Annotated in this window: 19 protein-coding genes; 6 read left to right on the plus strand and 13 right to left on the minus strand. The window is 38.8% G+C overall.

Features of this window, described 5'->3' with window-relative positions; translation table 11 throughout:
- Nucleotides 1–81 precede the first annotated feature (81 nt).
- The 4 genes from ntdP to fabL all read right to left on the minus strand — a co-directional run bounded on the left by ntdP (nucleotide 82) and on the right by fabL (nucleotide 2,672).
- A complete protein-coding gene (ntdP, locus tag ACIQZI_RS14215) occupies nucleotides 82–609 on the minus strand; it encodes a nucleoside tri-diphosphate phosphatase (protein ID WP_403074092.1) in 528 nt (175 codons plus the stop codon).
- A 250-nt stretch (nucleotides 610–859) separates the two neighbouring features.
- Nucleotides 860–1,114, minus strand: coding sequence for a YgaB family protein (locus ACIQZI_RS14220; RefSeq protein WP_062183465.1), 255 nt, complete (start codon nucleotides 1,112–1,114; stop codon nucleotides 860–862).
- A 445-nt stretch (nucleotides 1,115–1,559) separates the two neighbouring features.
- Complete coding sequence (locus ACIQZI_RS14225) at nucleotides 1,560–1,835, minus strand: gamma-type small acid-soluble spore protein (protein WP_403074095.1); 276 nt, start codon at nucleotides 1,833–1,835, stop codon at nucleotides 1,560–1,562.
- An 87-nt stretch (nucleotides 1,836–1,922) separates the two neighbouring features.
- Nucleotides 1,923–2,672, minus strand: coding sequence for an enoyl-[acyl-carrier-protein] reductase FabL (fabL, locus tag ACIQZI_RS14230; RefSeq protein WP_062183471.1), 750 nt, complete (start codon nucleotides 2,670–2,672; stop codon nucleotides 1,923–1,925).
- Between the two features lie 85 nt (nucleotides 2,673–2,757).
- Between fabL and ACIQZI_RS14235 the strand changes: the two genes are divergently transcribed.
- Nucleotides 2,758–2,970, plus strand: coding sequence for a hypothetical protein (locus ACIQZI_RS14235; protein ID WP_062183474.1), 213 nt, complete (start codon nucleotides 2,758–2,760; stop codon nucleotides 2,968–2,970).
- 214 nt (nucleotides 2,971–3,184) lie between these two features.
- Here ACIQZI_RS14235 and mutY read toward each other — a convergent pair whose 3' ends face one another.
- On the minus strand, nucleotides 3,185–4,291 hold the full coding sequence (gene mutY, locus ACIQZI_RS14240; protein WP_403074097.1) for an A/G-specific adenine glycosylase: 1,107 nt from the start codon (nucleotides 4,289–4,291) through the stop codon (nucleotides 3,185–3,187).
- A 538-nt stretch (nucleotides 4,292–4,829) separates the two neighbouring features.
- On the opposite strand from mutY, the gene ACIQZI_RS14245 reads away from it, so the two are divergent.
- Nucleotides 4,830–5,810, plus strand: a complete 981-nt coding sequence (locus ACIQZI_RS14245; RefSeq protein WP_403074100.1) for a metal-dependent hydrolase — start codon at nucleotides 4,830–4,832, stop codon at nucleotides 5,808–5,810.
- A 132-nt stretch (nucleotides 5,811–5,942) separates the two neighbouring features.
- Here ACIQZI_RS14245 and ACIQZI_RS14250 read toward each other — a convergent pair whose 3' ends face one another.
- Nucleotides 5,943–6,206: a YfhJ family protein gene (locus tag ACIQZI_RS14250; RefSeq protein ID WP_403074102.1), complete on the minus strand. Its 264-nt coding sequence runs from the start codon at nucleotides 6,204–6,206 to the stop codon at nucleotides 5,943–5,945.
- A 125-nt stretch (nucleotides 6,207–6,331) separates the two neighbouring features.
- Between ACIQZI_RS14250 and ACIQZI_RS14255 the strand changes: the two genes are divergently transcribed.
- Entirely contained in the window at nucleotides 6,332–6,496 is a 165-nt protein-coding gene (locus tag ACIQZI_RS14255; RefSeq protein ID WP_062183486.1) for a small, acid-soluble spore protein K, read from the plus strand.
- Nucleotides 6,497–6,550: 54 nt separating this feature from the next.
- On the opposite strand, the gene ACIQZI_RS14260 is transcribed toward ACIQZI_RS14255, so the two are convergent.
- Both ACIQZI_RS14260 and recX read right to left on the minus strand, forming a co-directional pair.
- Nucleotides 6,551–6,871, minus strand: a complete 321-nt coding sequence (locus ACIQZI_RS14260) for a YfhH family protein (protein WP_062183489.1) — start codon at nucleotides 6,869–6,871, stop codon at nucleotides 6,551–6,553.
- A gap of 115 nt (nucleotides 6,872–6,986) precedes the next feature.
- Nucleotides 6,987–7,811: a recombination regulator RecX gene (gene recX, locus ACIQZI_RS14265; RefSeq protein WP_403075151.1), complete on the minus strand. Its 825-nt coding sequence runs from the start codon at nucleotides 7,809–7,811 to the stop codon at nucleotides 6,987–6,989.
- A 145-nt stretch (nucleotides 7,812–7,956) separates the two neighbouring features.
- On the opposite strand from recX, the gene ACIQZI_RS14270 reads away from it, so the two are divergent.
- Entirely contained in the window at nucleotides 7,957–8,862 is a 906-nt protein-coding gene (locus tag ACIQZI_RS14270; protein ID WP_403075154.1) for a TIGR01777 family oxidoreductase, read from the plus strand.
- Between the two features lie 65 nt (nucleotides 8,863–8,927).
- Here the strand turns inward: ACIQZI_RS14270 and ACIQZI_RS14275 are convergent, their stop codons facing one another.
- Nucleotides 8,928–9,362: a DMT family transporter gene (locus tag ACIQZI_RS14275; RefSeq protein WP_049680179.1), complete on the minus strand. Its 435-nt coding sequence runs from the start codon at nucleotides 9,360–9,362 to the stop codon at nucleotides 8,928–8,930.
- 615 nt (nucleotides 9,363–9,977) lie between these two features.
- Here ACIQZI_RS14275 and ACIQZI_RS14280 point away from each other — a divergent pair.
- Both ACIQZI_RS14280 and ACIQZI_RS14285 read left to right on the plus strand, forming a co-directional pair.
- Nucleotides 9,978–10,106: a YfhE family protein gene (locus ACIQZI_RS14280; RefSeq protein WP_082190940.1), complete on the plus strand. Its 129-nt coding sequence runs from the start codon at nucleotides 9,978–9,980 to the stop codon at nucleotides 10,104–10,106.
- 195 nt (nucleotides 10,107–10,301) lie between these two features.
- The gene (locus ACIQZI_RS14285) at nucleotides 10,302–10,469 is read left to right on the plus strand and encodes a YfhD family protein (RefSeq protein ID WP_082190939.1); all 168 of its coding nucleotides are present in this window, start codon (nucleotides 10,302–10,304) and stop codon (nucleotides 10,467–10,469) included.
- A gap of 37 nt (nucleotides 10,470–10,506) precedes the next feature.
- On the opposite strand, the gene ACIQZI_RS14290 is transcribed toward ACIQZI_RS14285, so the two are convergent.
- The 4 genes from ACIQZI_RS14290 to ACIQZI_RS14305 form a co-directional block, all read right to left on the minus strand.
- Nucleotides 10,507–11,028: a DoxX family protein gene (locus tag ACIQZI_RS14290; RefSeq protein ID WP_049680178.1), complete on the minus strand. Its 522-nt coding sequence runs from the start codon at nucleotides 11,026–11,028 to the stop codon at nucleotides 10,507–10,509.
- A 596-nt stretch (nucleotides 11,029–11,624) separates the two neighbouring features.
- On the minus strand, nucleotides 11,625–12,725 hold the full coding sequence (locus tag ACIQZI_RS14295) for a GerAB/ArcD/ProY family transporter (protein ID WP_403074106.1): 1,101 nt from the start codon (nucleotides 12,723–12,725) through the stop codon (nucleotides 11,625–11,627).
- 56 nt (nucleotides 12,726–12,781) lie between these two features.
- A complete protein-coding gene (locus ACIQZI_RS14300; protein WP_049680176.1) occupies nucleotides 12,782–13,003 on the minus strand; it encodes a hypothetical protein in 222 nt (73 codons plus the stop codon).
- Nucleotides 13,000–14,187, minus strand: coding sequence for a Ger(x)C family spore germination protein (locus ACIQZI_RS14305; RefSeq protein WP_403074109.1), 1,188 nt, complete (start codon nucleotides 14,185–14,187; stop codon nucleotides 13,000–13,002). The genes ACIQZI_RS14300 and ACIQZI_RS14305 overlap by 4 nt, the downstream gene beginning before the upstream one ends.
- Nucleotides 14,188–14,205: the final 18 nt, after the last annotated feature.

Genomic DNA, 14,205 nt, shown 5'->3' on the forward strand with positions numbered 1-14,205 from the left:
TTTATTGTGTCATGTTCACATCTTAAACAATATATAGGAGATGTGGGGTCTGACCCCTTTCGCTATGGGACATCCTTTGATTCAACGATAAGTCAAAAATCTTTCATACCACGAATCGATAAATTCTGCAGAGAAAGGTCCTTTTCGTTGCCGAATCATATAAATCAAATAATCAACGTTCGTTCTCAATATTTGATCGATCTCTTCCGGGTAATTCATTTCTTTCCGATGCCTTTCATATTCATCCTCATCAAGCAGATTAAAGGTCATATCCGGAAACACCTTAATATCCAAGTCATAATCAATGTACTTAAGCGCTTGTGAATCATAAATAAACGGAGAACTGATATTGCAATAATAATAAACACCGTCTTCTCTCAGCATTCCTATCACATTGAACCAATACTTTGAGTGGAAGTAGCAGATAGCCGGCTCTCTCGTTATCCACGTTCTTCCATCAGACTCCGTTACCATTGTGCGATCATTAGCAGCGATGACAAGATTCTGTGTTCCCTTCAAAACGGTGGTTTCTTCCCAGATTCGGTGGATGTGACCGTTATGCTTGTAACTCTGAATTTGGATCCTTCCTCCTTCGGTGGGAATCTCCATATTAATTTCCCCTACTTTCTTTTACCAACTTCTGTTTTACATTCATGTAAGTCCATTTGTATATACGCCTGTCAAGTTCCTATATCTCTTTATTATAGCGATTTATCGCTGATTTTAAAACAAAAGAGATTAATCATTTAGTAAAAATGTGTAAAAAAACGGAGAAAGCAGTAAAAAACAGTGATTTTCCATGTTTCTACTGACTTTATACGCTTATACTCATCTTGACCAATAATTAATCTCTACATCATTATTTCGCAGTTGCTAGTTCTTTTTGATAATATTGGATCACTTCTTCGGTTTGTTTCTCAAACTGATTTTGAATATCATTTAGTTCTTGTTTCATCTGCTTAATTTCGTCATGTAGAGTACCCACCTGCGATTTTCGCTCTAAGTCATACAATTCTTTCTCAATCGCTTGGCAACGTTCCAGTTCTGTTTGTAGAAATAATAATTTATCCATCGTTTTTAATTGCTCATTAATCAGTCTATCAAATTCTCGCATTCAGGACCCCACCTCACCGAAAGAATATTTATCCCGCATTAACAGGCAGTAACCCCACACCCCAAAGCTTAGAGAAATCGAAGAAGCGTAGGTGGAGATAACTACCCGTAAAAGCCCGATTGGTAAGATACGGTGAAACTTACCTTTGTGGTTTTCAAAGGTATAGTTGAACCAATCAGGTTTGTAGTATCGCTAATACCTACGCTACGCGGAGGTATTAGCGATACTAGAACGGGACTAACAATCAGTGGGCACCACCCACTGATTGTTAGTTTCACTTTATCTATATGTATTCTTGCTTCATAGTAAATTTCCTTTAAAAGATTATGTAGGGATCAGAGAAGTTTTGTCGATATACATCGAACCTATTATTAAGACAACCTTCATCAAAAGGAAAAGACATCCTCATATAAGGATGCCTTTTCACTAGTGGATATGATTAGCCTTAAGATTGGCCGTTTCTGTTTTTTTTGGCTTCAGCTTGTTGGTTTTGCTTCTGAACTTCTTGTACATTCGTTTCACTTGCAAATTCAGTACCATATTGCCCTTGCGCTTGAGCGCTTGCTTGACCATAGCTTTTACCCGCTTGTGCTTGTTGATTTTGTTGCTTTACTTCTTGGACATTCGTTTCACTCGCAAATTCAGTGCCGTATTGTCCTTGAGCATTATTTTGCTTTTGCACTTGTTGAATATCTGTGCCTGCTTTTGATTTCTTTGCCATTCGTAATCACCTCCACGAATAATAAGTTAACCAAGAAAGCAGTTAGATATCCAAATTTTAATAACTAAATTTATCCAATTTTTCCGTTTATACTAAAAGAGATATACCGCCATCTACAATAATTGTCTGACCTCGGATCATGCTTGCATCTTCAGATATCAAGAACATGATGGTTTTGACCATATCTTCCATTGAAACAATTCGGCCAGCTGGAGTTTCTGCGGCCGCTTCCGCCAATAATTCTTCGCGGTTCGGAAAATGCTTGAGTGCATCTGTATCAATAACACCGCCTGAAACCGCATTAACGCAAATGTTCTTCGGTGCCAGTTCAACAGCAAGGTAGCGGGTTAGTGCTTCCAATGCAGCTTTGGAAACTCCAACAGCAGTATAGTTTTTCAGGTATCGAATCGAACCAAGTGAACTGATACTGACCATCTTTCCGCCACCGTTTCTCTCCATGAGCTTCGCTGCTTGTTGTGCACAGAAAAGGAAAGCTTTACTGTTAATATCCATTGTCCAATTCCAGTGAGACTCCTCAAGTTCCATCACAGGTCTCTGAACGCCTGATGCCGCGTTATTGATAAACACATCTAATCGGCCAAACACTTCTTCGATTTCTTGGAACATTGCTTTAATTTTTTCTACGTCTCCAACATTTGCTTTCACGACTAATGTTTTTCTGCCCATCGCTTCAATCTCAGCCGCTACTTCCAATGCTTTTGATTTACTACGTGCATAATTAATCACTACATCATAACCAGCCTCTGCAAGCGTCAATGCGGTGCTTCGTCCAAGTCCTTTACTACTTCCTGTTACAAGTGCTACTTTTTGTGTCATAGGTTGATCCATCCTTTCAGAACTAAGAATAAAATTTGCTTTTTAAATGAAAAATAGAATGATTATGCAAAAGGGAGTGAACAATATGTATGTTGGTCGTGATATGACAGAATTGTCGATGCTACAAAAGTCAGAATGGGATAAAGGTGAGCTTGCTTTTTTTCATCACTCTCTTCAACAAATGGTACCTTATTTAAACCAAGAAGGACAAGTGATTCATCGAGAAATTGTTGAAGAAATCGTAAATCGTGGTGGCTTAAATAATCTGGAAACAGATTATTCGAATACACATAAGTAAATACACGGAACCCAAATGATGCTAAGTCTAGCCTATTTAGGTTCTGTGTAATTTATTACTTTGCCTGAACAACCACACAAACTAGCAACTTTTCCAAAGAGTCTGACCCCGCACTAACTCACAGTTTCTAGCGATACCATTCACTTAATTTAAAATATAATGAGTGATTGCGCGGTCTGACTCTTCCTTATGGGGAAATCTTCCTCTATTTCACTCATTTTTTTTCTTTAAAAGCCGCCATCATTTTCTGGTGTGGGACAGGGAATGCATACTGTTCAAGATCCATCTCACTTACCCATTTGAATTGATGCTTTTCCATGATATTTTGGTCGATTTCTGCTGGAATAACACCAGAAAATGTATCAACATTCCAAACCAGATGTGAGAAGACATGCTTGATCTTTACCAAAAGCTTATCCAATTCTGATGTTACACCTAGTAACTCCTTCAATTCCTGATTGAAAAAATCTCGCTTTGCCAAAAGGCCAGTATGAATTTCAAAGTTAGGGAACTCCCAGAGATTAGCTAATAAACCTTCACTTGGTCGTTTATGAATTAAAAATTCACCTTTATGATTAATAAGTACCGCCGCCACAAGTGGTACCGTACGGGTTTTTTTCTTTTGGATTTTGATTGGCAGCTCTGATTGAACACCTTCCTTAAATGCTTCGCAATGCTCCCGCACCGGACATAATAAGCATGCTGGTTTCCCAGGTGTACAGATTAAAGCACCGAGTTCCATAAGGGCTTGATTGAAAAACGAAGTATTATCGTGGTCAATCAAAACCCTGACTGCTGCTTCAAAAGTCTTCCTCGTTTTCGGCTTAGCAATATCTTCTCGAATCAGCAAGATCCGTGAAAGTACGCGCATCACGTTTCCATCTACAGCGGGTTCCGGTTTTCCATATGCAATGCTTAAAATCGCACCTGCTGTATAAGGTCCTACTCCTTTTAATTGTGCAATTTCTTCAGGTGTATCTGGAACAACACCGCCATACGTAGCCTTCACTTCTTTTACAGCACTATGCAGATTTCTAACACGAGAATAGTAGCCTAAACCTTCCCATGCCTTCAAAACGCGCTCTTCATCTGCTTCTGCGAATTCATCAAGAGTAGGAAACCACTCCATAAACCTATTAAAATAAGGAATAACTGTATCGACTCGAGTTTGCTGTAACATGATTTCTGAAACCCAAACCCGGTATGGATCTTTATTCTCTCGCCATGGCAAATCCCGATGCTCACTTGCAAACCAAGAAATTAAGTCATGTTGAAATTGTTTACGATCTATTGTTTTTAATGCATTTACTTCTTCTTTCACATTTCTTCCTCCAAGATGTTAACCTCATTTAAAGAAGGGAATATAAATAAGGGTGAACGTACATTTTTATTTCTTAACGTTTCAAAGTATATCATGTGATTAAATGATGTATAGTAGGAATAAAGTAAAACTTCCATCAGTGGTTTTTTATCCCTCACTTAGGCTTCTTTGATTCCACTAAGCCTTGAGGTGGGGTATTACAGCCTGTTAAATTGGGGTAAAATAACGGTATATTAACATTTATAATTTAAATCCAGATACCATAAAAAAACGGTTCATGACATGTAAGTTATTAGTGCGTGTTCAAAAAAGGGATAAAAAGAGCCAAGAAGTTCGAGGAGCGACCGTCTATACCTGCACATATGCAGTAATACGTAAGGACCAGACTTGCACAGGTTGTGCTGACTGCTGTGTTGCTCGTCATGACGTCCGCGGTTTTAACAGGTGGCCATTCATGAGCTTTGATGCAATTCGCAAGCTTTTTTACCGGACTTTTTGAACATCCTCTATTACTATCAAATACAAAGGGGTTGGCTTTTTGGATACAGGTACTCACTTTGTCATGGGAATCGCTCTTTCAGGGCTGGCCACTTTAGATCCTATCGTGGCAGACCATACACTCACTGCCCAAGCAGTTATGTTTGGTACAATTATTGGTTCCCAGGCTCCAGACATCGATACCATACTTAAATTGCGGAACAATGCTGTCTATATTCGAAATCATCGGGGAATTACCCATTCCATTCCAGCTGTTTTGCTTTGGCCCATTTTGATTACTGGCGTTCTTTACAGTATATTTTCTTCTTCTAATCTTCTACATCTATGGCTTTGGACTTTTTTTGCCGTATTTCTCCATGTGTTTGTTGACATTTTTAATGCCTATGGCACACAAGCCATTCGACCGATTTCTTCAAAGTGGGTAGCATTTGGCATTATCAATACATTTGATCCATTTATATTCGGGATCCATATTGCCGGACTCATTCTTTGGGGCTTCGGATTTCCGCCTGGCTATACGTTTATTACGATTTACTTCATTCTGATTATCTACTATATCGCTCGCTTCCGAGAACAGCGATTCATAAAAGCTGCTGTCAAAAAGGCAATTCCATCTGCATCAAAGATTATTTTATCACCAACGATGCGCTACCATCGCTGGAAAGTGGCGGTTATCGCTGAGAAACATTATTATGTCGCTCGTGCAGAAAATGGAAAAGTAACGATTCTCGATACATTTGACCGGATTCCACTTCCCGATAGTGAGATTCTCCATACAGCGAAACACGATAAAAATTTAGCCGCTTTCTTGTCTTTTTCACCAGTATATCGATTTGAAATTGCTGAATTCGACGAATTTTTCGAGGTTCGGTTCATCGACCTCAGATACCGTAGCAACGGATTTTATCCTTTTGTTGCCGTTGTTCATCTAGACCATGATCTTCAAATTAAAAATTCCTATACAGGCTGGATATTTAGCGAAGACAAATTGCGCAAGAAATTGAAGCTAATTCCACTTTAAAAAAGATCATTCAACATGCAAAGGGTCAGACCCCGCGACTACTACACACAGATTAATGAAGGATAAATAATCTTTAAACTGTGTGTTGATTGCGAGGTCAGACCCTTTCTTAGATCACCTATTTCATGTACATCAAATCCCATTTTTCCCTTGAAGCAAATGACGATATTTCGGATTTTTCGCTATAAAGTCATGTAGCCGTTCGCCATAATTGTCAATCCATTGTGTGACAACCTTCAAAGTCATTTCCGCCCCTGCGTATTCATGTCCTGCTTTTGCATAGGTAGCTTCAAAATCTTCCCATAGTAATTCTACCCAGGTTAATGCTTGCTCATAAGTGATTTGATCATTTTTTTGTAACAGTCGTTCAGTTAATTGTTCTTTATATTCTTCCATTTATGTACTCTCCTTTACCAATTTTTTCACCTATCATTTAATCATACTTCCCAGATGTTTGCCTCATACTAATCGTACGTGCCTAAGAAGCGCGACGATTCCCTATTGTTTGGAGGAGAAAAAACATGAGAAATAAAGCGAGTAATTTCCAAAATCAAAACAAAAATAGGTTCGAAGGTGGGCCTCGTGCAAAAGCTGAATTTTCGTCAAAGCGTGCAGATGGAACGATTAATGACCATCCTCAGGAACGCATGAGAGCCTCAAACGAAAGAACCTCAGATAATATTTAATAGGTTGGTATAGGTCAGACCTTGTACCCTAACGGTTCGAGTCTGACCTTGCTTTTATTTTAAAGGTGTTAACATTGAGATTGGCAGGGCCTCATCCTGCTTCGTGCCGCTTAACCGATAGCCCCAGGCAAAGACTCCATTTAGGTAATCAATCTTGAAATATGTTCCTGGATCTCCTTCAATGCTGTACATTTCACCAGGCTTGAAATCTTTTGGATCAAGCAGATATGCTTTTGCCATCATCGCTTTCCGTTCAAGGACAGCAAATTCATTTACGATGCCAAGCTGTTCCGCTTTGCGCGCTTTCTCATGCAAACCTGCTATTTCTTGTTGAAGTTCATATGCTGACATTTGGCTATATCTTGCTTCACTCATTATTAGCACCTCTCTAAAAATACCGTCACCGGTCCTTTAGCTTTATTTTAATTAAAATGATCCACACTCACACTTAAGCTTACCGAAATGAATCGCCATCGGTCAACAGGTTTGATTAATCGTGTTCTTCATCTGATAAATATCGGTCAATCATTTCAATTGAAAAGCCCTTACGAAATAACGCCTGTTTCATTCGCTGCTCATATTCATATCCGGTATACCCCTGATATCGCCGTTTTATTTTTTCAGCCTGAAACATGAGTGACTGCCATTCTTCGTCATCATTTTTCTCAACCGTAATCTCTTCAAGCGCAATCGATATCACATCTCTAGGGAAGCCTTTTCGAGATAATATTTGGTCCAGCTTTTGTTGTAAGGCCCGCGCAGAAAGCTTCGTCTCTTTCTTAGTTGCTTTCTCAGCCATCATGATAGCATGTTCAATTTGCTGCTCACTCGGATATTCCACCATCGCTTGCTCAATAATCGAGAACTTGACTCCTTTTTCCCTTAACTCTTGCTGAATGATGATCGGCCCTTTATTTCCACCGTTCATATAGGTTCTTACAAAAGCACGAGCGAATTCGAGATCATCCAAGTACTTATATTTATATAGCTTCAAAACCGTTTCTTGTATAATCGGTTCATCTACTTCTCTTTTCTTTAAATACATACGAATTTCTTGCTCTGAACGCATACGGTGCGATAAATAATTCAATGCACTTGTAAAGCTTTTCTGAATTTCATCATACAGTTGAATATCGGCAAGATCATATTCATTGATTTCCATGCCTTTTTTTAGCTGAAATTTCAATAATACTTCTTCATCAACACTAAAGGCGTACTCCTCGCCTTTTCCCTTTCCATAATCCATGAATACATTATAGCGGTCTGTTCGTTTTTGTTGAGTTGTTATTTTCGTAATAACGGCCAAGAATACCACCTCTTTGTCTAATGTACCATATTTGAAAGAAGGTTTATGCGAAAAAGAATCGAAATAAGTAACGATGGGAAAAAGAGAAACTTCCATCAGTTGGGGTATTACAGCTTGTTAAACGGGGATAAGGCTTGAATCAAGGAGGCAAATGATGAAAATTGCCATAGCAGGCGGAAGCGGCTTTGTCGGTATGGCTCTTATTCAAGAGCTTAGAAAAGAAAACCATGAAATCTATATCCTTACAAGAAATCCAGAAAACAAAAAGCCTATTACCGGTGTAAAATATGTGAAATGGCTTGATCAATCTGCAAGTCCAGAGAATGAGTTGGCAGGTATTTACGCATTCATTAATCTTTCTGGGGAATCGTTGAACAGCGGGCGTTGGACAGATAAACGTAAACGTATAATAGTCGAGAGTCGGGTCGACACAACGAAAGAAATGACTCGAATCCTTTCGATGCTTACAGAAAAACCGGCAGTGGTCATTCATGCCAGCGCAATCGGATATTATGGAACATCAGAAAAAGAGGTTTTCACTGAAAAGAGCGGAACAATTGATGAAGATTTTCTATCACGCACAGTACAATTATGGGAAAAAGAAGCAGCAAAGGCAAAAGCATATTGTGGTCGGTTAGTATTTACACGTTTCGGCGTCATACTTGGCAAGAGTGCAGGGGCGCTTCCTATGATGGTCACTCCTTATCAATTATTTGCCGGCGGCACAATTGGAACAGGCCGGCAATGGCTATCTTGGATTCATGTGAAAGATGTTGCTAGAGCGATTTTGTTTTGTGTGAATCATGAAGCGATTAAAGGACCTGTTAATTTCAGTGCTCCATTCCCACAGCAAATGAAGGACTTCGGGAAAACGATAGGTACCGTTCTGCATCGCCCTCATTGGTTTCCTGTGCCACCGTTTTTGTTAAAAATCATGCTCGGCGAAATGAGTACCCTCGTATTAGAAGGACAAAAGGTGATTCCAGACGTTTTACAACATCATGAATTCACCTTTGCTTATCCCGATCTAAAAGCAGCTCTTCACGATTTATTAAAATAATTTTTAAACGTTAAGGACCATTTTGGGTCCTTTTTCTTTTCTAGTCTTTTTAGACAAATTTCTACCTACTTATGATTAAATAAGTAAATAGATCCCATCATAAGCACAATAGCTACCATTTTCTTTAAGTCAAGCGCGATTCTTTCCCCTCCAAACAGGCCAAAATGGTCAATGATCGCTCCCATTATAATCTGCCCTGCAATGACAGCAAAGAGAGCTGAAGAAACTCCGAGCTTCGGAACTGTCATTACCATGATGATTACATAAAAAGCGCCAAGTAATCCGCCAATTAATTGTCCTTTCGGAGCCTCAGAAATCGCAAGCAAATTCCCCTTTCCGAAAAAAAGCACAATGAAAAATAAAGCTGCTGTGCCGACAGAAAATGAAATCAACGAAGCTTCTAATGTCCCAACTTTTTTTCCAAGACCTCCGTTGGTCACTGCCTGGACTCCAACAGCAAGTCCACCAGCTAGTGCCATCAACAAGTATATCCATTTCACAAACTCCATCTCCCTTATGTACTCTACTTTATGTTCTTACAAAAATCCTACATATGGATTTGCGATAAACTCGAGAAACATCCCAAATTCCATTATCGAATATTTCCAACGATTCCAATTATGCAGGAATCTAAACAAATTGTGAAGGAGAACTTCTGAATAGGCAAATTTCAGCCCATTAAAAATATTATCATTGTTTATTTACTTATTGGGAGTCTTTTCAATTATTTTAGAAATTTAGGCAACAACGTAGATTTAGGATGGCAGTAAGATGAAGGAGAATTTCCGTTATTTCTCTACATAAAAAAAAGCAATATTCCTCAAGCTTTTTGCTTTTGAATATTGACCTCTATTGGTTTTATAATTTTATTACCACACTCTTTACAAATCTCAGTCTTCCTAGTCAACGTTAAACAATAATTACAATAGTATCGCTTCATACTCAACCTCCTTTTCATATATTTAGTTTAATCCAGCTTTATTTTATCTGTGTATGAATTTTGTTAAGAAATTCTAAACTTTGACACTTACTGGGATCCGCCTTAAAAGATTCATCGTATAAAATCAGTTTGATTGGAAAAAATATGAACAACTGCTAAATAGGAGCTGATGAAAATGGGAAGCAAAAGAAAAGAAAAACTGGTCAAGAACAAATTAACATCCACACAAGAATTTCTTTACTCAAGGGACTTTAAAAAAGCGGATCGTGCTGGTGGATACGCGTCATCCGGCAAACTATATTAAGCTGGAGGGAATTTCCGCTCATGATATTTTGATTTCTACAAAAGCTAAATGAGGGTATCTCAAAAGCAAAGGGTCAGACCCCGCAACAACTAAATACAGTACATAATTAGTATCTGAAACATTACATACTGATTTAGAGTGCGAGGTCAGACCCTTATGAGACATTCTCATTTTGCATGATAGGGGGAATTAAGAATGGCGAAAGAGCTTAACCAACAATCAGTTCAACGATTCAAAAATCAGAAAAGCGATGGACTTGATATTGAATTTTCCCAAGAACTTGCTGACCATGACGATTTAGAAGCACAACAACGCTCACAAGCAGCCGATAAGCGGGCAAAACAGAAACGTAATACACATTAAGAAGAGGATGACTCACTGAGTCATCCTCTTCTTAAGCTTAATGAGCAATTTCTCTTTTGCGAAAAACCTTTCCATTCCCCTTATCTTTACCTATCCATCCTTTAATGAATGGAATTGCAAAGCGGTCTACACCATAATTATATGCTCCTGCTCCTGCAAAAAGGAGAATGATGGCGATTGTATAGAAAACTGGATTCGTGCTTATCGTCCCTGCTAAAAGGAAGTTAAGATTCATGAAAGCTCCTGCAATTAACGCTGGAATTGTTGCCGCTCCAAGAATTAGTCCGACCCCTACTAATATTTCACCCCATTGAACGAAGAAGCTAAATAGTTCTGCGTTTGGTAAAGCCACTTGTTCAAGGAAGCTTGCGTACCAACCTTGTACTGCCGGGTGGTCTCCACCAGCTTTCGCTATCGCTCCTTGGATAAATCCACCTGCATTGAATTCACCACTAGTAAGTTTGCCCCAACCACCCATTACCCATTGAATGCCTAACCAAATTCTCAATACTGCCCAAACTCCACTAATAATCGGTCCGTTATTCCAATTCGTTTTCATTCTACATCTCTCCTTAAAAATAATTTAACGAAAGTTTGTGAAATTATTCACATGAGTACTTAAAAAAAATGCTTGCTGTTCCATGATTAGTTTGTCTAAAATATAGTTTGTGAATGTTTTCACTAACTTTCTGTACATTCATCATACTACCCTCCTTTCACATTTGCAATAGCGTTCACAAAGTAGTAACAAATATTTTTTATTCCTTTTTTCACTAAATAAAATTTTTAATATGCACTACAGGTTTATGTCTTCTACGCTGGGCATTCAATTCGAAAGTCCCATAGAGCTATACCGACAATATGATACATAATCTTTTACGCTTGCTATAATATTGAGCTCATTCAAATTCAAACATTGCCGCCGATTATTAAATAATCTATAAAGTGAAACTTCAATGAGTGGGAGGTCTTACTCCCCAACTCATTGTTAGTCCCGTTCTAAAGACGCTAATATCTTCGCTCAGCAAAGATATTAGCGTCTCTACGAACCGGGATAAACTTCCACCGATCCTGGACACAGACTTTTCACCTTTCTACAAAAGCTCCTTTTCAACGACCATACATCACCAGCGGCAAGCCATTAGCTGTATAACATTAGCTAGATTCAGTTTTTTTACGTTTTTTTTTCCGTAAAACAGCTATCAACAACAACAACAGCGGAATAATCGTTTGAACGATTAGTCCGAACAATGGGAAGGTTCCTTCATTAAAACGCTCTATTTCCAATGTATTAGGAATTGACCAAAAACCAAATACTACGATTAGAATCCCGATCGGCCATATTATAGGACGATAGTCCGAAAGTTTTAGCCATTGTGCAGTACTTAAAACAGCCACATAATAAAACCCTGATATTTTGATAAACGTACCTACAATCCAAATAGCCATGACGGCAGACTCGAAATTTTCAAAAAATTCAGCGATACTGATATAGCGTGCTACATTCATCAAAGGATAAACCTTTGAGCTTGTTGCTGACCCGAGTACAAAAAGAACAACCAGATTCACCACAACCAACGTCACCATTACAGCAAATACCGTCAGCATTCCATATTTCATTCCCTTTTTTTTATCCGTTAAAAAAGGGAATAGAAAAATCACCATAAAAAATTCGGTGAACCATCCACTTGGCACAATCGCCCCCTTGATTGGCGGCCAGATTCCGTCCCCTAATATCGGGAAGATATTCTTAAATTCAAAATCAGGCACTACTAAGATAATTAAAATGAGAAGTGGAAAGATAAAAAGAGGGAAAAACAATTGAGCAGCCCTCCCTATTACTTCTAAACCTCCATATACAATAAAAGCACATAATAATACCATCGATGCCATGGTAACGCTAATTGGAGTACGAACTAGAAACGAATCGACAATAAATTCGGCATACTCTCTGAGAATTACTCCTGTAGTTTGGATATAAAAAAATAAAAATAATAAACCAAGAATTTTACCCAGTAACCTACCTAAAATATGTTCACTAAATTGAATAACCGTTTGTTTTGGGTAAAGTTCATGCAGTTTATACACGATATACACCGTCACATACCCGATGATGGATGCGAAAATGGGGGACAACCATAAGTCGTTTTTAGCATATTTGGCTGTTATGCTCGGCACCCCAAGAATAGCAGAAGCTACAATCATTGGATACATCATAATTGCCATCTGAAGCGCAGAAATTTTACCTTTCTCCATCATCTTGCTCCTTTCTACGATAGTAAGGAAATATGAGATGCCTTCCACTTATACAATTATTTTTCCATAAACTTGCCAAACGGCTTGAAAAGCGTGACAATCCATGAAGTCGGTCCTCCCATATGGGGAAGATCGAACATGGACAGCACCCAACCGATGAGGAGAAGTGTAAAAAAAGCCACTTTGTCTTTATTAGGGGTTTGTTTCATTTTCGGCCATTCATACAAAATGATCAGTACCACGATGATCGTTGTACTTACAAAAGCCCCCCATCTCATTGTTCTTTCACCTCTTTTTCAGGCATTCCACCTGGTTTGTTTATATAGCCCTGTCTACGAACATGAGCCTTTATTTCGATTTCTAATTCTATCTCAGGGAATATCTTATCCCAGCGACCTTCGTTTTCTTTCCATTGTTTAGGGTATTTACGAAAGAACTCTTCACCGAAACCTACAATATCGGCCTTCAACACTTGCTGTGTTTGTTGAAAAGCTAGTTTAATACGCTTTTCTATTTCTTTTGCAAACGCTTTTTCTACAGCCCTTATTAATTTTGTACTTGAAAGGTTCAAATTCGTTCCATTCTGGATGATAGATCCTTCTGTATCAATCTTCACGACCATTATCCATTTCTTATTTTGAATTACAGGAACCAACTTTATGGTAGCCTCAATGGGATTTATTGATATCTTCCCTTTTTCAGCACCTAGTTTAAAGGTAACTGTGGATGCCACTATTTCATTTCTTATCCACAATACTCCTCTTGTTTCATTTTCCGTCAGCTTTCCTATCATTTTATCTTTTTTAAACACTGCCGTCCCGACAATGTAAGGCTTCCCTTGTGATTTCTCTTGCCCCTTCTCTGGGGGTAGAATATCAACTCTTGGAAGTGCGGCTGCTTGAGCAATACCGATTAACTTTTCATCTAAATCCTGCAATGTTACCTGCATTCCGAGATGTAAATCAGAAATTTCCCGAAGTCTTTCCGCGGAATAGCGCTCTAAAGGTGCAAATAATTCGAGGATAGGCTTTGCTTTTCCTTCACTGACATACACATACGCCCTCTCTCTTGGCTGCGGATGACGGAGCAAAAAATCCATCTGTTCTTGGATTCCTGCCTTCGCTAACCTTTCGCCGAATATAAACACTTTACAATGTCCCCAAAAAACTCTGCGTGGGAACTCGCTTTGAAGCTTGGATAATGCATCTGAAATATTAGAACCTTTATGGGATGTCACTAACGTAACAGCTCCTCCTCCCCCCGTTCCCCCTCCTTGACCACCTCCGCTACTTAATGCTTTAGGGATAAATATTTGGAGGGATAGTTCGATTTGATTGTCATCTTTTTTATCGATTGCTGCTGCTGTAACAATGGCCAAATCATTAACTTCCACTCGATCCCAGCAACCGCTTACTAATAAGGTTACTCCGCTTACTAAGACCAAAAGAAAGATGTTCTTCATAAAGAGACGCCCCTTTCC

Source organism: Peribacillus sp. NPDC096379, assembly GCF_044762875.1.
In the GTDB taxonomy this organism is placed as follows: Bacteria; Bacillota; Bacilli; order Bacillales; family DSM-1321; genus Peribacillus.

Bases quoted from the DNA above. Each gene is read 5' to 3' on its own strand.
- ACIQZI_RS14220 (WP_062183465.1), bottom strand. From the start codon at position 1,114: ATGCGAGAATTTGATAGACTGATTAATGAGCAATTAAAAACGATGGAT.
- ACIQZI_RS14260 (WP_062183489.1), bottom strand. From the start codon at position 6,871: ATGAGTGAAGCAAGATATAGCCAAATGTCAGCATATGAACTTCAACAA.
- ACIQZI_RS14235 (WP_062183474.1), top strand. From the start codon at position 2,758: ATGTATGTTGGTCGTGATATGACAGAATTGTCGATGCTACAAAAGTCA.
- ACIQZI_RS14295 (WP_403074106.1), bottom strand. From the start codon at position 12,725: ATGGAGAAAGGTAAAATTTCTGCGCTTCAGATGGCAATTATGATGTAT.
- ACIQZI_RS14225 (WP_403074095.1), bottom strand. From the start codon at position 1,835: ATGGCAAAGAAATCAAAAGCAGGCACAGATATTCAACAAGTGCAAAAG.
- ACIQZI_RS14255 (WP_062183486.1), top strand. From the start codon at position 6,332: ATGAGAAATAAAGCGAGTAATTTCCAAAATCAAAACAAAAATAGGTTC.
- ACIQZI_RS14280 (WP_082190940.1), top strand. From the start codon at position 9,978: ATGGGAAGCAAAAGAAAAGAAAAACTGGTCAAGAACAAATTAACATCC.
- ACIQZI_RS14270 (WP_403075154.1), top strand. From the start codon at position 7,957: ATGAAAATTGCCATAGCAGGCGGAAGCGGCTTTGTCGGTATGGCTCTT.
- ntdP (WP_403074092.1), bottom strand. From the start codon at position 609: ATGGAGATTCCCACCGAAGGAGGAAGGATCCAAATTCAGAGTTACAAG.
- ACIQZI_RS14290 (WP_049680178.1), bottom strand. From the start codon at position 11,028: ATGAAAACGAATTGGAATAACGGACCGATTATTAGTGGAGTTTGGGCA.
- ACIQZI_RS14285 (WP_082190939.1), top strand. From the start codon at position 10,302: ATGGCGAAAGAGCTTAACCAACAATCAGTTCAACGATTCAAAAATCAG.
- ACIQZI_RS14305 (WP_403074109.1), bottom strand. From the start codon at position 14,187: ATGAAGAACATCTTTCTTTTGGTCTTAGTAAGCGGAGTAACCTTATTA.
- ACIQZI_RS14250 (WP_403074102.1), bottom strand. From the start codon at position 6,206: ATGGAAGAATATAAAGAACAATTAACTGAACGACTGTTACAAAAAAAT.
- fabL (WP_062183471.1), bottom strand. From the start codon at position 2,672: ATGACACAAAAAGTAGCACTTGTAACAGGAAGTAGTAAAGGACTTGGA.
- ACIQZI_RS14300 (WP_049680176.1), bottom strand. From the start codon at position 13,003: ATGAGATGGGGGGCTTTTGTAAGTACAACGATCATCGTGGTACTGATC.